19 protein-coding genes and 1 riboswitch are annotated in these 23988 nt (G+C 56.2%); of the genes, 16 read left to right on the top strand and 3 right to left on the bottom strand.

What is annotated here, in order from left to right; genetic code table 11:
- Window positions 1–833 precede the first annotated feature (833 nt).
- The 8 genes from ACWGXE_RS10855 to ACWGXE_RS10820 all read left to right on the top strand — a co-directional run bounded on the left by ACWGXE_RS10855 (window position 834) and on the right by ACWGXE_RS10820 (window position 11806).
- Complete coding sequence (locus ACWGXE_RS10855) at window positions 834–1877, top strand: glycosyltransferase family 2 protein (RefSeq protein WP_447603635.1); 1044 nt, start codon at window positions 834–836, stop codon at window positions 1875–1877.
- Between the two features lie 73 nt (window positions 1878–1950).
- Window positions 1951–3180, top strand: a complete 1230-nt coding sequence (locus tag ACWGXE_RS10850) for an SGNH/GDSL hydrolase family protein (RefSeq protein ID WP_447603634.1) — start codon at window positions 1951–1953, stop codon at window positions 3178–3180.
- Between the two features lie 97 nt (window positions 3181–3277).
- Window positions 3278–4777, top strand: a complete 1500-nt coding sequence (locus tag ACWGXE_RS10845) for a VanZ family protein (RefSeq protein WP_447603632.1) — start codon at window positions 3278–3280, stop codon at window positions 4775–4777.
- Between the two features lie 79 nt (window positions 4778–4856).
- Window positions 4857–6014: a DegT/DnrJ/EryC1/StrS family aminotransferase gene (locus tag ACWGXE_RS10840; RefSeq protein ID WP_447603630.1), complete on the top strand. Its 1158-nt coding sequence runs from the start codon at window positions 4857–4859 to the stop codon at window positions 6012–6014.
- On the top strand, window positions 6011–8563 hold the full coding sequence (locus tag ACWGXE_RS10835; protein ID WP_447603628.1) for a polysaccharide biosynthesis protein: 2553 nt from the start codon (window positions 6011–6013) through the stop codon (window positions 8561–8563). The genes ACWGXE_RS10840 and ACWGXE_RS10835 overlap by 4 nt, the downstream gene beginning before the upstream one ends.
- Before the next feature lie 72 nt (window positions 8564–8635).
- Complete coding sequence (locus ACWGXE_RS10830) at window positions 8636–10942, top strand: GumC family protein (protein ID WP_447603627.1); 2307 nt, start codon at window positions 8636–8638, stop codon at window positions 10940–10942.
- Between the two features lie 162 nt (window positions 10943–11104).
- The gene (locus ACWGXE_RS10825) at window positions 11105–11377 is read left to right on the top strand and encodes a PRC-barrel domain-containing protein (RefSeq protein WP_447603625.1); all 273 of its coding nucleotides are present in this window, start codon (window positions 11105–11107) and stop codon (window positions 11375–11377) included.
- A 150-nt stretch (window positions 11378–11527) separates the two neighbouring features.
- Window positions 11528–11806: a transposase gene (locus ACWGXE_RS10820; protein ID WP_447603623.1), complete on the top strand. Its 279-nt coding sequence runs from the start codon at window positions 11528–11530 to the stop codon at window positions 11804–11806.
- Window positions 11807–12041: 235 nt separating this feature from the next.
- On the opposite strand, the gene ACWGXE_RS10815 is transcribed toward ACWGXE_RS10820, so the two are convergent.
- Window positions 12042–12413, bottom strand: a complete 372-nt coding sequence (locus ACWGXE_RS10815) for a hypothetical protein (protein ID WP_447603622.1) — start codon at window positions 12411–12413, stop codon at window positions 12042–12044.
- A gap of 115 nt (window positions 12414–12528) precedes the next feature.
- The gene (gene rpmB, locus ACWGXE_RS10810; RefSeq protein ID WP_447603620.1) at window positions 12529–12720 is read right to left on the bottom strand and encodes a 50S ribosomal protein L28; all 192 of its coding nucleotides are present in this window, start codon (window positions 12718–12720) and stop codon (window positions 12529–12531) included.
- A gap of 141 nt (window positions 12721–12861) precedes the next feature.
- Between rpmB and ACWGXE_RS10805 the strand changes: the two genes are divergently transcribed.
- Entirely contained in the window at window positions 12862–13119 is a 258-nt protein-coding gene (locus tag ACWGXE_RS10805) for a SemiSWEET family sugar transporter (protein WP_447603619.1), read from the top strand.
- Between the two features lie 49 nt (window positions 13120–13168).
- Here ACWGXE_RS10805 and ACWGXE_RS10800 read toward each other — a convergent pair whose 3' ends face one another.
- Entirely contained in the window at window positions 13169–14605 is a 1437-nt protein-coding gene (locus ACWGXE_RS10800) for a hypothetical protein (RefSeq protein WP_447603617.1), read from the bottom strand.
- A gap of 368 nt (window positions 14606–14973) precedes the next feature.
- Here ACWGXE_RS10800 and ACWGXE_RS10795 point away from each other — a divergent pair, with 368 nt between their 5' ends.
- The 7 genes from ACWGXE_RS10795 (at window position 14974) to ACWGXE_RS10765 (ending at window position 23974) form a co-directional block, all read left to right on the top strand.
- Complete coding sequence (locus tag ACWGXE_RS10795) at window positions 14974–15972, top strand: ABC transporter substrate-binding protein (RefSeq protein ID WP_447603615.1); 999 nt, start codon at window positions 14974–14976, stop codon at window positions 15970–15972.
- A 113-nt stretch (window positions 15973–16085) separates the two neighbouring features.
- Complete coding sequence (locus ACWGXE_RS10790; RefSeq protein ID WP_447603613.1) at window positions 16086–17099, top strand: FecCD family ABC transporter permease; 1014 nt, start codon at window positions 16086–16088, stop codon at window positions 17097–17099.
- Window positions 17100–17111: 12 nt separating this feature from the next.
- Window positions 17112–17951 (top strand): ABC transporter ATP-binding protein, encoded by an 840-nt coding sequence (locus ACWGXE_RS10785; RefSeq protein ID WP_447603612.1) that lies wholly within the window; start codon window positions 17112–17114, stop codon window positions 17949–17951.
- A 442-nt stretch (window positions 17952–18393) separates the two neighbouring features.
- Window positions 18394–18639: riboswitch (cobalamin riboswitch) on the top strand.
- A 31-nt stretch (window positions 18640–18670) separates the two neighbouring features.
- Window positions 18671–20764, top strand: a complete 2094-nt coding sequence (locus ACWGXE_RS10780) for a TonB-dependent receptor (RefSeq protein ID WP_447603611.1) — start codon at window positions 18671–18673, stop codon at window positions 20762–20764.
- Window positions 20765–20766: 2 nt separating this feature from the next.
- Window positions 20767–22314, top strand: a complete 1548-nt coding sequence (locus ACWGXE_RS10775) for a cobyric acid synthase (RefSeq protein ID WP_447603609.1) — start codon at window positions 20767–20769, stop codon at window positions 22312–22314.
- Between the two features lie 14 nt (window positions 22315–22328).
- On the top strand, window positions 22329–22913 hold the full coding sequence (locus ACWGXE_RS10770) for a cob(I)yrinic acid a,c-diamide adenosyltransferase (protein ID WP_447603608.1): 585 nt from the start codon (window positions 22329–22331) through the stop codon (window positions 22911–22913).
- A gap of 326 nt (window positions 22914–23239) precedes the next feature.
- Window positions 23240–23974 (top strand): Tll0287-like domain-containing protein, encoded by a 735-nt coding sequence (locus tag ACWGXE_RS10765; protein ID WP_447603607.1) that lies wholly within the window; start codon window positions 23240–23242, stop codon window positions 23972–23974.
- Window positions 23975–23988: the final 14 nt, after the last annotated feature.

Raw genomic sequence — 23988 nt, 5'->3', positions numbered from 1 at the left:
GTTGGTGAAGGAGGAGGGGATGGTGGCGGAGGTGGTGACGCAGGGCTGGGAGAGGGACTGAGAGTAGATGGGGTAGATGTTTGTCGCGTCACAGTAACCGGATTGCTGGTCGCGGTCTTGGCGTAGCCGTTATTAAGAAAGTAACGAAACTCATATATATGCGCGGTCAGGACGTTGGGCGCTTTGAACGATATGGTGCCGCCCGTGCCGCTGGGGACGTATTTGAACGCAATGGTGGCTGAGCTGTGATCGGTAAGCCCGACCAGATAGAGACCAATCCAATCTTGGGAGGAATGCGTGCTCGGAGCCTGCCATTGAACGACGATATTGCCCCCTGGAGCCACAGTAGTGGGTGATGCAATGACGGTATAGCTGGCAGCAGAGGTTTGCGCTTCGTTCACTAGTCCAAGACTTAGCAACGGAAGCGCCGCGACAATGAATTTCAGAAGGGTCCGTTTCAGCGACTTGACCATGATGTTTCCTTCCTAGCGGAGGAGAGCCAACCCATCTCTTCCGATCCGCCTTAATCTCTTAATTAGGCTGCGCAATTGATCTCCGCGTTTACGAACGCGTATGCCAAATATGTGCCAGATGAATTTGCCAAATTTTTTCAGCCTTTCCCATACAGGGTTTCAGTCTACCTGTATGGCTTAGCAGTAACCCTATGGCCGATACATACCTAAGTCATTGTTACATGGTTAGTTTTCCGCTGTGCGAAATTGTCTCTGTGCACGCTGGTGTCGAGTTGAAGTGCCGTATTACATCCGCCGGCTAGAGGCGTCAACCCAGGAAGTGGGTCTTTTTTCTTGTTGTCCGGCTTTCCAGATCTATCCATGTCAGATAATCATGTAGAGCTATCCGTGATTGTGCCCTGTCGTAATGAAGAAAACTCTATCGAAGACTGTGTCCGTTCGATTCTCAAGCAGGAGTTCCTGTCCGGTGAAATCGAACTGATTGTCGCAGACGGCCAATCAACAGACCGAACACGCGACATTGTCGAACGCATCGCTCGAGACGATTCTCGTATCCGTGTAATCGATAACCCGGGATGCATTGTATCGAGCGGTCTTAATGCCGCCATCGCGGTCGCTCGTGGTCGAATTATTCTGCGCATGGATGCACATACCATCTATGCCAAGGACTACGTCCATCACTGCCTCGGTGTGTTGCGGGAAACGGGCGCGGACAATGTAGGGGGTCCTGCGCTGACATCCGCGCAAGGCTATATTCAAACGGCTATTGCGGCCGCATATCATTCGCCTTTCGCAGTTGGTGGCGCGAAGTTTCACGATCCCTGTTATGAAGGCTACGTTGACACCGTCCCCTACGGTTGCTGGCCCCGCCATATATTCTCATGGATCGGGCTATTCGATGAGGAACTTGTCCGTAATCAGGACGATGAGTTCAATTTGCGACTGGTGCGGTGCGGCGGCAGAATCTGGCAATCTCCACGGATTAAGAGTTGGTATCGTACGAGAGGAAGTTTAATTGATTTGTTTCGACAGTATCGACAATACGGCTATTGGAAGGTCCGTGTGATCCAAAAGCATAATCTGCCGGCCTCGATCCGTCATGTGATCCCAGCCGGCTTTCTTCAATCGCTGATGCTGCTGTCAATGGCTTCTCTATGGTGGTCTCCGGCTCTCTGGGGCGGAATCGGATTATGCGCTCTGTATGCCGCTTGCAACGTTGCCGCTTCTATGTTCGTGGCAGGACACAACAATTGGAGATTGTTTCCCATCCTGCCATTAGTTTTTGCCACGTATCACTTCAGTTATGGCCTCGGCTTTCTTCGTGGCATTTGGGATTTTGTCATTGTCCGGCGAGGCCCGCGCCAAGCCTTAATGACTCTCTCGAGACGCTCTGTCGGGGAATGAACTGACCACAAACACACGGAAGATTCTCGACGAGAGAGTCTGCTGGCTTCCCGGGCACCGAGGTGGATCGACCATGAAGAAACTTCTCTACATAAGCGTTCCGCTGTGTTCTCTGTTGGGATGTCTGATTTTCGGTGAGATCCTTCTGGCGATGTTCTCACCGGTACCGGATCCCTATGCCAACTATAAGAATCAGAAAACGGGCGCAGTGAATCAATACATCAGATCAGAATTTCCTCCGTGGTATCGAGTCATGACAGAAGTCGATTTAGAATTGCCCGGCATGCAACGGAGGAACACCTTCACCACGAACAATATGGGATTCAGGGGTGATTATCTCTCGGTTCCAAAGCCCGTGAATGAGTTTCGGATTTTCTTGGTTGGAGGGAGTACCGCGGAATGCTTTTACATTGACGATTCGCAGGCGCTCAATGCGGTGTTGCAGAAAGAGGTTCAACACCATACCAATCTCGATTTATCCATCAGAGTCTATAATGCGGGGAAGTCAGGAGACGCCAGTGACGATCATGTCTCCATGATTGCGCACCGCATTGTGCATTTAGAGCCCGATCTCATCATTGTGTTCTCCGGCATAAATGACCTGACGAGGTCCATATACAATCACGATTACCTGCACTATGTGAAACCGGCTCAGGCGGCTTCTTCAGTGCCCGTCCTTCAATCTGTACGATCTCTCATGGTTGAGTTTCCCTCTTTTGCTACTGAATTTCAGATTCCGAGGCGTCTGTACTATGCCCGAAAGCAGCTATCTCGAAGTGATCGAGACGTGCTGGAAGAAATACCGTTGAAGACCGATTACAAAAGCAAGGTGGCACTGCGAAGGTCCGTTCCGGTTTCTGATGAACAGCCGAGAGTAGACGTTAAGGGATATCTTACGAATCTAAGGAGCATAGCGGGGATAGCAAACGCACATAAAGCACAATTGGTATTCATGACCCAGCAAACGACTTGGAATAGTTCAGTCGATCCAAGTACGAGGGATTGGCATTGGATGCTGTACAGAAATGGAAAGACCTATCGTGAGCAGATCATGGAAGAGGCGTTGGAATCGCTCAACGATGCCATGCGCCGAGTTTCCCGCGACAACTCCATTCCCTTGTATGACCTGGCAAGGGCCTTGCCGAAGTCGATGGAATACTTCTATGACGATGTCCATTTTAATGTGAAAGGCGCTGCGCTAGCCGGAACAGAACTAGGGCGTTACATTACGCCCCTTGTGAAGAAAAAGGCCGTGCGCCAGAGTGTGAAGTCGGACGCAGCTGACTTTCGTGCGCCGTCCTGAGACGCTGTGTGACGGCGCTTTGACCCCACTCGACACTGCGCCGGGTGAGAACCGCCCCGTCGGGAAATGAGGTAATGCGATTACAGCAGGAGGTGGAGTGGTTTTTGCGGTCTACCTGACATACTTGATAGTCTTTTGCCTGGCATCGTCTATGCTGGAAAAGGACCCCTCACCCGGTTTCACTGCCTTTGACGGAACAGTCGAAGGCCTTGAGGGGCTCTCTCGCGTCACACTATGGGACGTCGCAACGAACCTCGTGCTATTCCTACCTTACGGCTTTCTGTTTATGACACAGGGTTTTGTCTCAGCCCGGCCTGTGTGGCTTAAACTGTTCCTCGTCACATTCTCGGCAGGACTCATTAGCGGCGCGATCGAATTCGCCCAGATTTGGCTGGCGCGACATCCTTCCGTGGCAGACATTGTCTTCAATATGCTCGGCGCCCTGAGCGGAGGATTCGCCCGAGCTGCGTACAGTCAAATCCATCCACGCCTGGGAGAACCTGCACGCAGATTTCACCTTCAAACCGCATCCGCCGTTCCGGTACTCATGTATGGCTTGGTTCTCTGCACGCTGTTCGCCTTTCCACTACCGCTGGCTGAAGATTTTGACAGCTGGAATTCCGAATTTGAGTTGTACCTTGGAAATGCTGGCGGCGTGAACAGCCTCTGGCAGGGGGAAATCTACCTGATCGCCCTTTACAGCCGCGTCCTTAACAACCTGGAAGTACGGACAAATTTCTCTGCGGGTCATGTTCGAGGATCAATGCTACCGCGAACTCATGAAGGGCAACTTCTTCACTATGATTTCTTTGCCGATCCAGAGGACCCCCATCGCGCATCCGTCGGTTCGAGTACGCCTGTTGCTCTTCACATTCTAGATGAGACCCGTGTCCGATCGTTGAAACCAAATGGTTTGGCGGTTCTCGGGACGACAGTTCATTTGTTCGCACGGCCGACGATCACGCCAACGGGCGGGCAATTTTCCGCGCACACTCGATTCTCAGTAGAGGCGTGGATCGCTCCATCGGGTGAAGACTGGGGGACCTTTCGACTCGTGTGGTATTCAAACAACATTGCACCGACAGCTCTCAGATTCGCCGATTGGAAGCGTGAAGTGGAATCGCCATTGAAGAATACGATCGCAGATCTCATACGAAGCAATGAGGCCGCGTTACCGACGAAGCACGTTACGAGCGCATCTCCCCAACATGTGGTCATCACTTATAATGACGGCGCAGAAACTTCGTATGTAAATGGAGTCCAGCTTGGAACGACGATGCGGCGATTCAGGAATGCGTCGATCGATACCCTCACGGATTTCCTTGGACAGCAGTTCAAATGGCCCCTGTACTCGGCTCTGATTTTCCCAATGGGATACATGACGTCCATCTGTATTCGCAAACATGAGCCTGTTTCACGGGTGCGGAAATGGTCTTCCCTCGCCGCGGTTGTGTCTTTTCCTGTCTTCCTTGAAGGCATACGGTTCGTCACTTTAAATGCGCCGGCTGAAACGCCGTTTGTGGTGTTGGGGGTCGGCACATCTCTCCTTTCGACACTGCTGATCGGTCAGCGAGGCCATCGGCTCGGAGTCGCCTGACAGGCGGCGCTTGGTTGAGCGCCCTTCCGTCTAGCATTCATTAGCAAGCGCCTACATCGCTCATCGGGAGATGGATTTTATGACACCATTCTTGCCGTTTCACGTCCCCGAAATAGGGGAAGATGAAATCGAGGCTGTCGTGTCGGTTCTGCGCTCGGGATGGTTGACGACCGGCTTGAAGGCGAAGGAGTTCGAACACAACTTCGCCGCCATGGTCGGCGCGCAGCACGCCGTCGCGGTGAATTCCTGCACCGCCGCGCTGCATTTGGCGCTGGAAGCCATCGGGTTGCGGGAAGGGGATGAAGTCATCGTTCCTACCATGACATTCACGGCGACTGCCGAGGTGGTGACCTATTTCAAGGCCAAGCCGGTATTGGTGGACTGCATGCCGGGAGAGTTCACCATCGATCCGGAAGGGATCGAACGGGCTATTACATCAAAAACCAAGGCGGTAATTCCCGTTCATTTTGCCGGCCATCCCTGTGAAATGGATCGAATCATGAACATTGCTCGTCGGCACGATTTGCGCGTGATTGATGATGCGGCGCATGCACTGCCGGCTCGATATCGGGGCAAGATGGTGGGCACTATCGCAGACTGCACATGCTTCTCCTTCTATGCGACCAAGAACATTACGACCGGAGAGGGCGGCATGATCACGACCGACAATCCGGACTGGGCGGCGCGGATGCGCATCATGGCGTTGCACGGCCTGAGTCGCGACGCCTGGAAGCGCTATACCGCTGAAGGATCCTGGTACTACGAGATCCTTTCGCCGGGCTTCAAATACAACCTGACTGACATTGCGGCCGCCCTGGGCATCTCTCAATTGCAAAAAGCGGAACGCTTTTGGAAAGCCCGGGAACGGTATGCCGGGCTGTATGACGAGGGCTTCGCCGAGGTTCGGGAGATTTCGCGCCCAGAGGTTAAACCCTATGTGCAACATGCTTGGCATCTGTATGTCATTCAACTCAATCTCGAGCAGTTGCGTATCGGACGAAACGAATTCATTGAGCATCTTCAGTCACAGAATATCGGTTGCAGTGTGCATTTCATTCCGCTCCACCTGCATCCCTATTATCGCGATACATGGGGCTATCATCCATCGCAGTTTCCCGTAGCGGGGGCGGTCTACGAACGCATCGTCTCCCTTCCGCTGTATTCCAAGATGACTGAAGTTGATGTCCAACGCGTGATCACAGTCGTCCGCGATCTCATTCGACGGTTTCGCCGATGATAAAACGAATATTTGATCTATTGTTTGCGGCACTGGCGCTCGCCGTCGCCTTTCCGCTCTTCGTGGTTATTGGCATGCTGATCAGGCTGGATTCGCCTGGGCCGATCTTTTTCAGGCAGGTGCGGGTAGGCCGGGGCCTTCGTCCCTTCTCAATCTATAAATTCAGGACGATGGTCATAGACGCCTCTTCGAAGGGTGGCCTTTTGACCGTTGGAGAGGACACGCGCGTGACAAAAATCGGCCGGGTTCTCCGCCGATACAAACTAGACGAACTGCCTCAGTTGGTCAACATTCTGAAGGGTGACATGAGCTTCGTTGGGCCGCGGCCGGAAATAAGACGATATGTCGAAGCGTTCCTGACGGATTATTCCGAGATTCTGTCTGTTCGGCCTGGGCTCACGGATCTCGCCTCCATCCAATTCTTCGACGAGGCTGCAGTGCTGGCCCGCGCCGGCAATGCGGATGAAGAATACCTACGCGCCGTGCTTCCTGAAAAAATTCGATTAGCGCGGTTGTACCTGCGTCACGCTTCATTTTCTTTTGATTTGGCCATTATCGGCCAGACGCTGTTGCGCCTAGCCGGTTTGCCGGCTGCGTTATATGACTTACCAGAGTTGCGCTCATCCGGAGCCGGCATGTGGAATTGGAGAGCAACTATTCCCACGTGGATCATCCGATGGCGCCGGCCGATCGTGATCGCCCTGGATATCGGTATGATCGTTCTGGCCAATTATCTGGCCTTCTGGCTTCGCTTCGACGGCGAGATCCCGCACCACGAATACAGGCTTTTTATCGAACTCCTCCCCTGGCTGGTTGCCATCCGGTCTTCGGCGTTCATATTCTTCAAGCTGAACGAGGGGCTCTGGCGATACACGAGCATCTGGGATCTTCAGAACATCATCAGCGGCGTCTTGCTCAGCACCGCGGCGTTCTATGGTTTGGTGTATGGGGTTATGGGACTCACCTCGTACCCGCGCTCTATCCTCATCATCGACGCGCTTTTGCTGATCGGTTTTGTGACTGGCATCCGTTTGCCCTTTCGTTTGTTGAAAGAGCAGTGCATATACCGGCACAAAAAGAAGGTTCTCATCATCGGAGCGGGCGATACCGGCGAACGTATTGTGCGGGAGATGAAGACGAACGGCGCGTCGGTCTATGAACCAGTCGGGTTCATTGACGACGAAGCTACATTGTTGAGTAAACGCATACACGGCGTTCAGGTGTGCGGAACCCGGCGTGATCTGCCGAGAATCCTCACGGAAAAGCGCGCAGAAGAGGTCATTCTGGCCTTGTCGCATGCAGGACCTTCGATGCTCAGGGATATCATCTCGGCGCTGGAACCTTTCAAAGTGTCGATCAAAACTCTGCCGAGCGTGCACGAACTGATCAACGATAGGAGCGCGGTCAGTCAGATGCGAAGCGTGGCGTTGGCCGATTTGCTGCCTCGTGCTCCCGTCAATCTCCAAACGGACGGGATGCGCGACATGATCAGCGGAAAGCGCGTGATGATCAGCGGGGCGGGAGGCTCGATTGGCTCAGAGCTCGCGCGGCAGATTGCGGTGTTGAATCCGGATCGGCTGATTCTGTACGAGAGGCATGAGAATAGTTTGTATACCATCGGGAAGGAACTCGAGGATAACAATGCATCGTCTTTTGTCTATCCGATCATCGGGGACGTCACCGACGTCCGGCGGCTCGCATCCACGCTGAGGGCTCATCAGCCGGCCATTTTCTTTCATGCCGCTGCCCATAAGCATGTTCCGCTGGTTGAATTGAATCCGGCGGAGGCGCTGAAGAACAATTGCTTAGGAACCCGAACGGCGGCGGAGGTCGCCCACCGCTGCGGAGTGGAACGCTTCGTGCTGATCTCGACCGACAAAGCCGTCAATCCGTCCAGCGTCATGGGAGCCACGAAACGAGTCGCTGAACTGATTGCCCAGGATATCGCTCGACAAAGCCCGACACGTTTCATCACGGTGCGGTTCGGGAACGTCCTGGGCAGTAACGGTAGTGTTTTGCTTCGATTTCAAGAACAGATTAAGGCGGGCGGTCCGGTAACCGTCACCCACCCGGACGTGCGCCGCTACTTCATGCTCATTCCAGAAGCCGTGCACCTCGTGTTGCAGGCAGCCTCGCTCGGAGAGCAAGGCGCGACATATATACTGGACATGGGAGAGCAGATTCCCGTGTTGACCTTAGCCCGCCACCTGATCAGGCTCTCGGGATTCGTCCCCGACAAAGAAATCCCGATCCGCTTCGTCGGCTTGCGGCCCGGAGAAAAGCTTGCCGAAAAGCTGGTCGGAGAGGGTGAAGTCGCCGAAGCGTCCCCCATAGAGAACGTTTTGCGGATCAAGGCGACGACGCCGCTGGATCTTTCGGCATTGCATAACAACCTCATGGCCATCGAAGCCGCAGTGCATCTGAACAAGACGGAGTGGGCGCTGGACCGCCTGCGGGAATTGGTGCCGGAGTTCCAGTCCCCGGAAGCCATTCACGTCGTGCAACAGCCCACAATGGTCGCCGCTTTAGGGGAGCAGGTCGCTCATTGATCGCTCGGGCACCATCCCGATCGCGGGAAAGCGTTTGACCGCCTGGATCTCAGAGACAATTTGGAGCAACGGATGAGAACTTTGGATCTTGATCCGCAACCAAGAGCATCCGCAACTGCCATCCCGACCGATCTCCTGAAGGTGGCCGGGCAGCATAAATGGACCATTGTGGGGTCCATTATCATCTCAGTTATGGTTGCCTCGATATACTGCATCGTAGCGCCGAAGCAATACCGATCCGAAACGATGATCTTGGTGGAAGATCAAAAGATCCCGGAGAATTTTGTGAAAGGAGTCGATGAGGGCAATTTGGAGCAGCGTATCTTCGTGATCCAGAAGCAGGTCAGAAGCCGCGCCATTCTGACGGACATCGTCAAGGAGTTCCGACTCTACCCCGATATCATGGCGACCGAAGGCATGGAATCCGCCATTTCCACCTTAGCTGCAAGTATTCTGGTCGAAATGCTCGGCAAGGGCCCCCGTGCCAACTTCGTGGGACGCACCAGCCTTGATGCCTTCACCGTCTCGTTCGTCCACGAAGACCCGGGCACCGCGATGCAGGTGACTGCGCGGGTGGCCGCCAAGTTCATCGAGCAAAACCTGCGCATGCGCGAGCAAACGGCCGAGGGCACCACCGAGTTCTTTGATGAGGAAGTCGTTCGATCCAAAGCCGAGCTGGAACGAAAGGAAGATGAAATCAGTCAATTCAAGTCGGTTCATATGGGCAAGCTTCCGCAACAAATCGAGCCGAATTTGCGCGCGCTGGACCGGCTGCAGAGCGAACTGAACGCCGGCAATGAAACTATCCGCCGGACCTCGGATCGCCTGGCCCTGGTGGATAAGGCGATTCAGGAATACCAGCGCACCGGGACGACGAACCCCGCGCTGGTGTCTGGGGGGAGCGAGCCTGATCCGTTGTTTCGGCGGCACAAAGAACTCCGCGAAAAACTCATCAAGCTCAAATCGGAATTTTGGGATACTTACCCAGAGGTTACCTTGACACGCGATGAAATGCGCGAAGTTGAGGCCAAACTCACGGAATTGTATGGCCCGGAAGTATTCAAACCGGGTGAGAAACTGGTCGATCCTTACCTCAGGGATCTCAAGAGGCAGAGCAGTGAACTGCACAGCGAATTAGCTCTGCTGAGGCAACGTCAACAGAGCCTTCAGAACGAGAAATTGGATTATGAGAGGCGGGTGGAAAAAGCACCGCAGGTTGAACAGGAACTGTTGATCCTCGAGCGCGACTACGCGAATATGAAAGACAATTACCGCGCGCTGCTGGACAAGCGTCTGAACGCCAGGGTGGCGGAAAATCTCGAAAAGCGGCAAAAAGGAGCCCAATTTCGCATTCTCGACACGGCGAACTTCCCAAGAAGACCGGAAAAGCCGAATCAGCCCCGCGTCATGATATTCGGGGTTCTCTTTGGCTGCGCGGTCGGCGTCGGGCTGGCTTTATTGTGCGAATATCGACGCCCCCAGTTTCGATCGCCCGAAGATGTCGAACAAATACTGGGCCCGTATCTTTTGGCAGTTATTCCGGACTTTACGCTCGAACATAACCGATTGCGCTGGCTGCGGCTGTTCCCGACATCGTCCCACAGGACCCTGATGCCCCCCGACAAGGCGGCCACGGCGACAGGGGTCTTGCGCTTGAGTACTCACAAGAAAGGCGCCGGTAGTGGAAGGCGGACGGACGACAACTTCATTGTGAAATGGATGCCGCATTCGTTCGTTGCGGAGCAATACCGCGTGGGGGCGACAAGGATCGCGCTGCTTGAGAGCGCCGGCCCATCGACCGTCGTCGCCATCACCAGCGCCGTCAAGGGAGAAGGCAAGACCACAACGGTCATCAATCTTGGCTATACCCTTGCCAGAGACCTCGGCAAGCGCACCCTGCTGATTGATTGCGACTTTACCGTGCCGACGCTCCATCGCTATGCGGATACGATTCCCGAGTGGGGCCTTGCCGATTGCCTCATCAGCGATGTGTCGTGGGAAGATTGTCTCGCGAGCTTCGGGGACGTTCCCTGCTGGATCATGCCGGTGGGGAATTCTCGCATCCATTCCAACGAGCTCTTGAAAACGGGGCGGCTGCAAAGTCTTCTTGCGCAACTACGGGAGCGATTCGACTACATCCTGATCAACACACCGCCTATTTTGCCGCTTGCCACGATGACCGTTCTGGCCGGCCATGTCGATCATCTCGTGCTCGTCATCCGGGCCAACTCGACACCCCATCAGGTCGTGAAGCGCGCGATGAAATCGTTGCGGTTACGCGTGCCCGTTCAAGTCATCCTCAACAGGGTGGGGAGCGGATCCCTGCCTTCTTACATGTATGACTACGGCTATACCGAAGCCAAAGCCGCTCCTTCGTGATGTCGGACGCGGTTGTTCGTCCGGGGATTCCTTCGTCGAGAATTTCACCGCTCAGTTGTGCCACGCCGAAGAAAACTCTCCCCTCATCACATAGCGAGAGAGTGTAAGCATGAACCGGATTATGCTTCCGGCGACGCCTCAACTTTGATGTAAGGAGGAAATATGAACACAGAGACCTGGGTTGTGAGGACGCTCGGCGGAGAAGAGTGGGGATTTATCAAACGGTTGATTATCGATCCCATGACAAGACAGATCAAAGAGGCCGATATTATTCTGGCCGAGACGGGCAAAGTCATCAGAATTCCCTGGGATAACCTCGACGTTCAGACCGAAGGGATCACACTCCGTGTCGCCAAAGGGGAGGTCCATGCGATTCCACCTCCGCCGTCCGAGGCGGGGATGGCCGCCAGCGTCGCAATGGATCTCTGGCCGTAAGCGCGTCATGGACGATCGTGTGTCCAATGCCACTATCTTGAATTTCATTTCTGGTCTGAATGCTCACACTTTCCAATCCTCATGAACTCCTTCAGCGCGTGTGAGTTCCTTCTGCTCACCTCGGCCGAAGAGGCAAGCGCAGGACTAGCCATGCACATGTCACGAGTCACTGGAGAGAAAGTGATTCGGGTCCTTCAGGATCTAGACGTAGGCTTGACTGTGAAGAAAGCCTGTCGGCGTCAGCACATCTCACCACAGACGTTCTATCGTTGGAGAAATTGGATGTTGGGACAAATGTCCAAGCCGTTGGAGCGCCTTCACGACCTGGAGAGTGAAAATCGCCGGCTCAAACGCAAGATTGCCGAGCTCTCGTTGGATTACAATGCGCTTCGAGCGGCGCTGATAAATGAAACCAGGCGCGAGTGTTGATCACCGACGACCGGTAGACGGCTGGTCACGGCGTCGCACGAATGCCACAGGAGTTCTGAAAAGAGAACGCCGATGTTTGCCCGCCTCGCAGACACCGCCAAACCGTCTCCTCAATAACCATCCCCATCCCAACGGTCCCTCGCCACCCGTCAAAGCCTCCACTCTCTCGTGCCCTACACGCCTAAGGCGAGATACGGCTCTCGGAATCGCTTCCGAGGAGCCACGTATCCGTTCACTAGGGCTGCGCTGTTCCGGCCTCCGGCACGCATTCCTTCGGCATGAGCTCGCCGCCATGAAAATATTCTCTGCGATTCCAATTACGAAGCACTGATTGCCGATCGAAGTTGAGGATATACTGCTCGCACCAGGTACCCGGCGCGGTGTAGCGATTACCTGGCTGCTCCTCGCGCTTTTCATAGATCCAGCGAGACTCTCCGCTTTCCAGTGCTTGGATGGAGACTGGTTCACCCCACCGTCCGCGGATCTGCTCTTGCGTCGCGTGTCCTTGCGCTTCGTCCAGCCACGCGGCGTCCTTGCCTTCGAATGCCGCGCAAGCAGAAAGCATCATCGCGACACAAAGCCACATGAATAGGGGAGATAGCGCCATGTTGCCCTCCCTGAACCATCCGTGGGTTCGAAATTCAGCGAAAAGGGACGATTCGGTTCATTGATAGCGCTGAGAAGAGAGGTAGGGAGCAGAGGAAAGGGACTACCGCTCAACCTTATACTGACTTCTTCACCAATCCCGAGCGCAAACATCTGGTACACACGCGAATCCGCAAAGTATTGCCGTTCACGAGCGCCCGCACACGCTGTAGGTTGGGGTTGAACACCCGCTTGGTCTTGTTATTAGCGTGACTGACATTATGTCCCGACTGGTGTCCCTTGCCGCATACATCACATACAAAAGCCACGACGTTCTCCTTCAATCAAATCTTACAATCTGAATTCGCACCGAACTGGAGGCCTGAACGAATCGCATGCTACCATAGGGCCGCGGCTCGTGACAAGATTGACCGGCACAGGCGGCGCGGGGCTAGGAGGCGCGGGACAACATGGATTTCGGCATGCTATTGGGATTCACGGCCGGGACACTGACCACGATCGCATTCTGGCCTCAACTTCGGCAGACATGGAGGACCCGGTCCGCCGATGATCTCTCGCTGGGCATGCTCGTCACATTCACGACCGGTGTGTTTCTATGGCTGCTCTACGGGTTCTACATCCACTCGCTGCCGATCATTCTGACGAATCTCATCACGTTGCTCTTGACCCTCGCCATTCTGATATTAAGAATCCGCTACCGTTCCTGACCGGCCCAAACCGCGGCGAGGCGTCCAAGGCAGTTTCGACAGCCGTCCGTTATGTTTTGCGTTTTTCAGGGTTGGTGGTGGCGGTGGACGAACCGGCGCGGCTGCGGATTTTTTGATGTCTGAAAGCATCGGGCGCGACCGGCACGGCAAGATCAAAATGTGGGTCGCCGCCATCGTCCATATGGTCTCGTCCTACACTATAGACCATTGACTGCGTCTCGCTCCAGAGCATCGGCAGTCCGGTGAAGGGGTCGTAATACCGGAAACCGACTTCGGCCAGGCGAGTAGGAACGGTTGCGGATAGGCTCGGTTGTCGCAGGAGAACCTGGAGTGACATCAATCGTAGCCTCGCATCGGTCTCCATCAGGCGCAGACTGAACACCTCCCAATCGGGCTCAAACTCCAGCGGGCGGAGCAGTGTTTCTATGAGTGTCCTGGACGACGAGCGAGCGACGTCGTCCAGTTTCGGCAGCGGGCTGTGCACGGATTCCGATGCGTTGATCGTCACATCGTAATACGCGGCATAGATATCCCACATCCGCTGCGACGCCACGGTCGTCTCCAGCATGGTCTTCAGCGGCGGATGCTGCACTCGTTGAAACGCCCCCGGAACGAGCCGCGCACTTTTCTCAAGCCACGCTTCTTCACGGGACGTTTCATCGATACCCATCGCAGGATTCAGTACGGTTCTACGACCTTGGGAAACTCCTATCACGAATTGATTCTGAATTGGCCATCGGAGTGAATATTCGTCTTTCGTGAACGGCTGAATCATCGCGAGCAGCTCGTCCGTGGGCGCCACCCGATCCAGGATCAGCCGTTTGGATAAAAACGTAACGTCATCATCGAGCATCAGCAACGCCGCGGTCTTCACGGACAGAGTCCGAGCCTGCGCCAGCACGGTTCGCCAGACTCGCATGTCTTGGAGCAATCGAGTCCAGCCGATCTGCGTCGATTGCGCATAGCCGGCCGCGACATAGAGGCGATGGATGAGCAAGAACTCTTCGAAATGAGGGCTTCCGTCAAGGCCGAATCCCCAGTCTTCAAAAGGCATATCCAGAAAGCGCTCATACCGGCTCACCAATCTGGCATAGCGATCCATCGACATGCGAAGAAGAGCCTCGGGTTTTTTAAATTCCGTCACGGGGTCCGCTGCGATCCAAGGCGGAAACGCATCTCCCGCATCCAGCGCGATCCGCAATTCGCTGCGGCCGGGCCGGCGATAATCCAACAGACGCCGGCCGGAAGCGGCCTCGGCTTCGCGCCACATATCAAAACCCGTTTGGACCGGGTCCGCCGTCGCGGCGGCTGCGAACCCGATCATCAGAAAGTAGCCGTTGGTCAGCGGTGTCTCGATTCCTCTGTCCGGCAGCTGCGACAGCCGCCGGTAAACCTCGCTCGGCGGGCCATCCTTTGCCGACCAGATCAGTCCGGAGATCTCAAGGAACAGGGCGATGATGGCAAGACTGATGAACAGATTACGCATGCCGTCAGGATGACTCCGAAGTTGCTTTGTTCATAGAATCCTTCGCGAATTGAGCAAGCCTTGTGCCGTCCATGGCAACCTCTGGACCTCTATGAAACGGAGAGAGACCCCGTGATTTCAAAGCGCGAGGTGCCGCTGATGCGATAGATGTACGCGCCGGAGCATCACGTCGGGACAAAATTGAACTTGACAAAATCCGGCTGCTTCCCTAGATTTCATTCGGGCGCACACCCCTCGCAGCTCCGAGGTGACCTTCGTTCCTTCGAGGGCTGAGGAACGGACGAGGATCAGTCTGCGGGTGCCAATCCTCAGGGTCCAATCATAAGGCCCTGGGGATTTTTTGTTTGCGCGCCATGAGACGCGGCCCAATGAGACCCGCCATACTTTTGCTGGCGTTGTTCCTGGTCGTGGCACAAGCACTGTTTGCGGCCAACGAGGTTACAGCGGACCATCCTGCTATGAAACGACGACAACAGGGCATCTTGACGGGCATGCCCTTCATGGCAAACATCGCCGCCCGGACATTTGTCGATGATCTGGGAAGAAAAATCTATCTGGCCAAGCCTCCGCAGCGCATTGTCTCGCTTGCGCCGAGCGTGACCGAGATCTTGTATGCCGTGGGAGCCGCTGATCGGGTGATCGCCGTGACCCAATTCTGCGATTACCCTCCCGAAGCCGCACTCAAGCCGAAAGTGGGCGGGGCAAGGCCGAGCATTGAATCGTTGCTCACGCTCAAAGCCGATCTTATTCTGACTCCGCGCGCCTTCATCGATCCCGCTCTCATCGACAAACTCGAGCAATTGAAGATTACGACCTACGTGATGGAGGCGAAAACGGTCGAAGACGTACTGTCCCATCTCCATACCATCGGCCGGATTCTTGATCGGAGCGCCGCGGCGACCCAATTGACCGCGGAGTTGCGGCGGCGCATCCAGCTGGTCAAGGAGCGCACGGCCGGATTGCCCAAACCGAGGCTCTTGTATGTGCTCAACAGCGACCCGCTCATGACGGTCGGGCCGGGAAGCTTCATTCATCACCTCATTGAACTCGCCGGGGCGGAAAATGTCGGGGCAATGACGGGACTAGCGTATCCCCGGATTTCCATGGAGTATGTCTTGAAGCAGGATCCCGAAGTCCTCCTCTTTCCGGTCGGCGCCTTGGAAGGAATTCCCGAAAAGGAACAGCAGCAGTGGCAACGGTGGCAAGGCATGAGCGCCGTTCGCACCAAGCGGCTCTATCACATCGACAGCGCCCTAATGGATCGGCCCGGCCCACGGATTGTCGAGGGATTGGAACGACTGGCCGCATTGCTCCACGTTGAAACGTTTCCCGACGCTCCGTTGTCTCATGTGCCGCCCTCGCCATGAAATCACCGCGAGGTCTCGAACAGGCCGGCCGCTCTGCTCACTCGGAAAGCGGCCTGCTTGGTCAGCCTCATTTCTTTATTCACGGACCATATTTCGCATTTCGACGCTCGATCATGTTATTGCTCCTCATTGCGATGGGGAGCGTCGCGGTGGCAATCCTGTGCCTGCATTCAGGCGCACAACCCATTGGGTTCACGGCGATGGTCGGGGTGTTCGACCGCTTGTTACAGGGAGAGGCGCCGTCCGTGGCGGGCGATATCGAGGGCACGATTCTGATCTATGTCCGCCTGCCTCGGGTCTTGCTGGCATTTTTCGTCGGCGCCTGCCTCGCTGTCGTCGGTGTCGCCCTGCAGGCGCTGCTGCGAAATCCCTTGGCCGATCCCTACGTTTTGGGCGTATCGAGCGGTTCGGCGCTGGGAGCCTCATTGGTCGTTGCCTTCGGCATGACCCATTCCCTGGTCGCCCAACTTACATTGCCGATTTGGGCCTTTCTCGGCGGCATCACTGCAACGGTCGTCGTCTACCGGATCGCCCTCGCTCAGGGCCGGCTCCCGGTTCATACCTTGCTGTTGGCCGGGATCGTGATGAACGCCGTGCTGTCGGCGCTCATTCTGTTCATTACGTCGATTCTCGATCCGAACAGGTTCTTTCGCATCATGTCATGGCTAATGGGTAATGTGAATTCACCGGATTTTCTCACGCTTTTGGTCCTGGGTTGTTATGGACTCGTCGGCTTTATTCTCCTCTTTCGGCATGCACGCCGCCTCAACATCATGATTTTGGGAGAGGAGTCGGCTTTGACATTGGGTGTGGACGTGGAACGCACCAAGAAAGCGGTGCTGGTGATTGCGGCGCTGCTGACGGGGGCAGCAGTTTCCGTCAGCGGCATGATCGGTTTTGTGGGCATGATTATTCCCCATATGCTGCGGATGGCGATCGGCGCGGATCATCGGCTGTTGCTTCCGGCGTCGGGACTTGCCGGCGGCTGCTTTTTGATGGTGTCGGACACCATTGCCCGGACGGCTTTTGCTCCCGCTGAAATCCCGGTCGGAGTCGTGACGGCGCTGCTCGGAGGCCCTGTCTTCATCGGTTTGTTGACCACGCGAGCACGCTCGCCGCTGACATAATTGAGGCGATCAATGACCGAATCCAACCCGGCCTTCCATCTCGATAATGTGTCATTCGCCTATGGTCGCTCCGCCGGATCAGGGCAGTCGGAGCGTCCTGTCTTCCATCACCTCACCGTCACGATTTCGGCTGGCCGGATAGTGGGGGTCATCGGCCCCAATGGGTCGGGGAAAAGCACGTTTCTGAAGCTCCTGGCCGGGATCCTCGTTCCACCGCAGGGAACGATTTCTCTCTTTGGCCGGCCTCTCGCGGCTCTGTCGCGGACCACGATTGGCAAGATGTTGGCGTATGTGCCGCAAGAGTTTCAGGCAACCTTTCCCTTTACGGTCCGAGATATCGTTCTCATGGGACGCTATCCGCATAGAAACACCGGCTTGTGGGACCTCTGGGGCTGGGAGGGAAAGGACGACTATGCCGCCGCCGATCATGCGATGGACCGGCTCAACGTTCTCCACCTGGCCGAAAAGTCGATCATCGCCCTGTCCGGTGGCGAGCGGCAGCGCGTGCTGATCGCTCGGGCGCTGGCGCAGGAAGCAGAAATCCTGTTGCTCGATGAGCCGACGGCGTTCCTTGACCTGAACTATCAGCTCGAAATCAGCCGCATTCTCTCCACTCTGGTTCAGGACCGGAACCTGACGATCATCCTTGTCTCGCACGATCTGAACTTAGCGAGCCAGTATTGCGACCGACTGCTGTTGTTGGACCAAGGCCGGCTGGCGGCCATGGATCATCCGGCCATGGTACTCCGCGCGGAGGTACTTGAGCCGGTCTACGGGTGCCGGATGTTGATCGATTGTCATCCCGAGACCGGCCTCCCGCGAGTGAGTTTGCCGGGCCGGGCGACATCCTGAGTCGCATTATTCATGACGGTTCGTCACGTACCTGCGGAGACGCTAGGCGAGATGGGCGCGTGGAGATGCAAGGGCCCCGAAGCATACTCCCAAATGGTGGATGTTGAGGGGCGCACGGCGCGAGGAAGAACGAGCGCCACGTTTGTGCGCGCCAGCGAGACGGTGAGCTGGCTGGAGCCACCGAGCGGCGAGCCCGCCCGCCATACCAAGCTTCGCTTGACCCGCCGCGTTCGATCAAATCGCGGCGGAGAGGTTTTTTGCCACCGGCTTCACGGCCAGGCTTGTCGTAGCGGCGTATCCGCAGTTGCAGTAGAAGCGATCATGAATGTAGAAGCGATCATGAATAATGCGGGCTAAGTCAATGCCGATTCGCCGCGCTTGCCGAAAGATCAGGTACCGGTCTCTCGGCGTATCAATGGGGATTGGGGTACCGCCTTCTAACCGACAAGGGAGTATGTAAAGGAACGTTCACGAATCGGGGAAGATGGTGTGAAGCCATCACGGTGCCGCCACTGTAAGCGGGAAGTAACTCTGCACAGGCCACTGGTATGGATCGTGGGGCGTGAGGGCGTAAGCGTGAGGAGTTTGTTTGCTTACGACGACCTTCACGCCTAACAGGTCCACTGGGAAGGCGCAGAGGACGCGTTGATCCGCAAGTCAGGAGATCCGGTTGTCGAACTTATTCCATTCAGCCCTTCGAGCGAAAGGGACAATGGGCCGTGAAACCACGATGGACCAGCCTGTATCCGTGCGCGATCATCGCCCTGGGTTTTCTTCTCCAGGCCGTTCCTGCCGACGCGCGGGAAGATGAGACGATCGAAGCCAAAGAAGTGGTCGTGACCAGCACGAGACTTCCCGATTCGCCGGTCAACGCCAGAGAGCTGCCCGCCAAAATCAGCATCATCACGTCCGAGGACATCAAAAAGACCGGCGCCAAATCCATTCAGGAAGCCGTCCAGTGGGCGACCGGCATCGTGATGTATGATCAAGTCGGCAATGCCTTCCAACAGACGATCGACTTGCGCGGCTTCAACGGACAACCGGTCCCCTCCACCATGGTGTTCGTCGACGGCCAGCGGATGAACGAGCCGGATTTCAACACGGTCAACTTTGATCTCATTCCGCTCGAATCAATCGAGCGGATCGAAATTCTGCCGGGCAACGCCGCAATCTACGGGAAAAACGCTCTCGGCGGCGTCATCAACATCGTCACCAAGCGGGGGGCGGAAAAGCGGCAGGTGACCGGCGAAACTATGTTCGGCAGCTTTAATCGCGAACGCTACAACGTGACCGCCAGCGGGCCGATCGGCAAATTTGATTACTTTGCCAGCTTCACCCGAGAGACCGAAAACGGCTTTCGCGACCAGTCCGACGCGCGCCTCTCTCGATTCTTCAGCAAGATCGGATACCAACCGACCGACGGCACGGATCTCTCCATTTCATATACCTATGTCACCGACCATCTCTTGCAAGCGGGCTCCCTGCCGCTGAGCCTGGCCGCCTTCGATCGCAAGGCGAACTTCACGCCCGGCGATTTTGACGACAAGGAAACGAACGTCGTTCGGTTTGTGGGGCGCCAGGCGCTGCCATTCGGGTTCGCCCTAAATGTCAACGCCTTCTATCGCCATCTGAATCAACAGCTCTTCACGGTCGGGCAAACCTCGATCAGCAATCGGCTGACAAAAACGGAATCTAAAGGCGCGACGGCTCAATTGACGCAGGAGTCCGCGCCGTTGGGGTTTCGCAATCAGCTCGTGCTCGGAGGGGAGTACCAGCGGAATGACTTCGGAAATCGGCTGGCCGCCACGATTATCGGGTTCCCCGGCGTCTTTCCCAATGTCGATTCCACCAACGAAGACAGCACCGGACTCTATGTTCAAGATACGGTGCATCTCACGCCACGCCTTATCCTGACCGGCGGCGCCCGCTATGATCACGATCAAATCGGTTTCGGCGATAATATCACGCCGGCCAATGACGGAGCCCGGCGATTCAATCGTACGACCGCGCGAGGAGGGCTCACCTATCTGGTGACGCCGGCCACGAGCGTCTATTTCAACTATACCGAAGGATTTCGCGTGCCGACGTTCCAGGAGCTGTTTGCGCTCGCGTCGTTCGGCTCCAATCCGAACTTGAAGCCGGTCAAGACGCGCAATTATGAGATCGGGGCAAAGACGGCCCTCGGCACATGGGGGGAGGCGGCCCTGGGACTGTTTCAGATCGACACTCGCGACGAGATTCTTTTTACGTGCCAACTCTGCGATTTCAGTTTCGGCGACGGCCAGAACCGGAACGTCGATAAGACGCGGCGCCGGGGCGTCGAGGGAACGGTGAAGGCACGTCTGAACCAATACTTGGAAGGGATCATCAATTACACCTATACTCAGGCGGAATATCGGACGGCGTTCAATCTGGCCTCCACCCGAACCGTGGAAGTCGGCGATACGCTTCCGCAAGTCCCGAAGCATCGATTAAGTCTAACTGCCAATGCACATCCGGTCGAAGGGTTGACGGTCTCGCTCATCGGCCTCTATGTCAGCACACAGTTTTTCCTGAACGACGAAAATAATATTCAACCCCGGCTGCCGGGTTACTTTGTCCTGAACAGCCGAATCAGCTATGAGCGCCCTGTCCCCGGCGGCCGGCTGACCGGCTTCTTGATGATCAATAATATGTTGGATCAGAAATATTCCACGAGCGGCATCATGGCGGTAAACGTGTTGACCGGCGGAGGCGCACTCGAACGGTTCGTCGTCCCGGCCCCGGGGATCGCTCTCTATGGAGGCCTGAGTTACCGATTCGAGGCGTTGTAACGATGGGCAACTCCCGTCACGGCCGGCAGACCAAGGCGATCGCTCTTTTCGGCACCGGCTCCGATGTGGGCAAAAGCATTCTCGCTGCCGGCCTGTGCCGACTGCTGCGCCGCGACGGACGGGCAGTGGCTCCGTTCAAGGCCCAAAATATGTCGCTGAACTCCTCCGTCACGCCCGAGGGCGGGGAGATCGGGCGAGCCCAGGCTCTTCAAGCCGAAGCTTGCGGGATTTTACCGCATGTTGACATGAATCCGATCCTGCTGAAGCCGGAATCCGATACCTCCAGCCAAGTCATCGTGCGGGGGAAAGTACAGACCAAGCTGGAGGCGACCGCCTATTTTCAAGCCCGCGTGCCGCTGTTTGAGATCGTGCGCGACAGCTATCAGCGGTTGGCGCGGCAGTATGAGGTGATCGTCATCGAGGGCGCCGGCAGCGCGGCGGAAGTCAATCTCCGAGACCGCGATGTGGTGAACTGGCCGGTCGCCCATTTGGCCGACGCCGGCGTGCTCTTGATCGCGGACATCGACCGGGGAGGCGTGTTTGCGCAGGTCATCGGAACGTTGGATCTGCTGACCCCGGAAGAGCGGCGCCGCATGATCGGCATCGTCATTAATAAGTTTCGAGGCGATCGGGCATTGTTTGAGGACGGTGTGGCCTATATCGAGCAGCGCACCGGTCTTCCGGTCCTCGGTGTGGTTCCCTTCCTTCGGCCGTTACATCTGGACCAGGAGGACGCGCTGCAGATCGACCTGCGCCGGTCCGGGCCGTTCGCCCCTGAACTCGTGAATGTGGCGGTGCTATTGTTGCCCCACATGAGCAACTTCACCGATTTCAATGCGTTCCTGAATGAACCGGATGTCGCATTGCAGTATGGTGCCTCACCGGCACACTTACGAAGGGCGGACGTGATCATTATTCCCGGCACCAAGAATACGCTTGCCGATTTGCGATATCTGAAGCAGCATGGGTTGCATGATGCCCTGCAGCCGCATGTTCAGAGTGGCAAGGAATTGGTGGGCATCTGCGGTGGCTATCAGATGCTGGGCGGCTGGATCGACGATCCATATACCGTCGAGGCCGGTGGAAAAGAGCGCGGCCTGGGATTCTTGGACATTGCGACCACCCTACAAACCGACAAAGCGACGACAGTGGTGGAAGGAGTGGCACTACATATTGATCCGCCCTCTGCGCTTGCCGTCCGTGGGTATCATATTCACATGGGCCAGACATTGCGTCATCGGCATAGGCCCTCATTTCGCTTGACGAAGGTGTCCGGTCACCAGCCGGGCAGCGTTCCTGAAAATGACCTATGGGAGGGGGCTGTACGCGAAGACGGACTCATCTGGGGGACCTATATCCATGGAGTCTTTGATGAGCCGGCATTTCGGCGAGCTTGGCTAAATCGTGTCCGGCAGCGCAAAGCATTACCGCCATTGGACCTCTCTGTTTCGCAGGCCGCCACGGGGCGACAACAGGGCGAACTCGATCGGTGGGCGGATCACGTCAAACAACACATGAATCTCACTCCCGTCTGGGAGCGGTTGCGGTAAAACGGAGGTCCGACATGCGCATTACCAAAGTGTATACAAAAGCGGGAGATCTCGGACAAACCCGACTGGCCGGAGGTCAGGAAGTCTGGAAAGACAGTCTCAGGGTTGAAGCCTACGGAACGGTGGATGAGCTCAATGCGTCGATCGGGGTGGTGCGAGCCTTTAACGCTCCTCTCTCCGGACCGGCTTCCGCGCGGTTGGAAGAGGAACTTCGATGGATTCAGAACAAACTGTTCGACATCGGCGGGCTTCTGGCTACCGCGCCCGGGCAATCATTCCCTAATATGCCGACGGTGACCCAAGACCATATTGCCAGGATCGAACAACTGATTGATGCCTGCCAAATGGATTTGAAGCCGCTGAAGGAATTTGTGTTGCCGGGCGGGGGGCGAGTCGCGAGCCTGCTGCATCAAGCGCGCACGATCTGCCGGCGGGCGGAACGCATCTGCGTCCGGTTGGGGAGGGAGGAATCCATCGCTCCGGACATCGTCCGATTCTTAAACCGGTTGAGTGACGCCTGTTTCGTGCTGTCTCGGTGGATCGCTCATCACCAGGGCGAGAAGGAACAGCTCTGGGAACGAGAGCCGTCGCCCGGATGATTGCCAAAATTTTGTCATTCCTTTGAAGAATTGAACAAGAAGGGGCACGAACCGCCCGCTCTCGCCTATACTAGCTATACTTGGCCGTTCTTCTGTAATCACTGAGAAAATCACAGAGTTTCTTCTCTTCGTTCAACTCCACCTAAGTAATTGTTTTCCCTGGCACTGTTCGTGCACAAGTCGATCCGGTGCCACAACGTATGCCTACATTCGGAACAGCTCCCTGTGCATGCTGCGAACTGGTCTTGCTCGGACTGCGTCGTTCCTCGCCCGAACACAGGTCGCATGATGATGCCGCGTTATGAGTAAGGGAGAAGGAGGAGGGTATGGTGAATCATTTCCGGATGACATTTCTGGCCGCGGGCTTCCTGGGTGCTGTCCTGAGCTGGGGCAGTCACGCTCAGGCGAACAGCGAGGTTGAAACCGCGGAGTTGCTCATCAAGGTGCTACAAATCGGCCGCGGCGTCCTGTCTGAACATCAGGCGCTGATCAATGATGCGGCCAAGGCCAATAAGAATTTTACGGGAGACTTCGTCGCGGGACAGGTTATGGAGCGCTTCCGTAAACAGACTCGCATTGATCTCAGTCGCCCCAACGGGTTGCCGCAAGCCGGCCTCCTTCTGGCCCTCGTGGAGTCGGAAAAGGAAGTCGTCGATGAATCGCAACCGGTCATCAATAAAGTCGGAGTGGGGTTCAAGGGCTTCCTTCCCGCCGTGTTTGCGCGAAAGGCCGGTGAACGCTTTTACCGAAAAACCGGGATTCGTCTCAAATTGACGAGCGCGGATTATCGGTATCCCGGCAATAAGCCGGACGATTTCGAGTCCGAAGTGTTACGCATTTTCGCCGATTCCCGCCATCCGAAAGGACAGGCGTACAGCAAGGCGACGATGATCGACGGTAAGCCGGTCCTGCGTATGATGGACCCGGAATACGCCGCGGCGTCCTGCCTGAACTGCCATGGCGGTCCGAAAGGCGAGCGGGATATCACCGGCATGAAAAAAGAAGGGTGGAAAGAAGGAGAATTGGCGGGAGCCATCAGCATTGTCCTTCCCATGCGGTAGCAGGGGAAATCATC

Source organism: Nitrospira sp. Nam80, assembly GCF_965152575.1.
The sequence above is the reverse complement of the archived record's forward strand: the minus strand, read 5'-3'. Positions and strand labels throughout refer to the sequence as shown.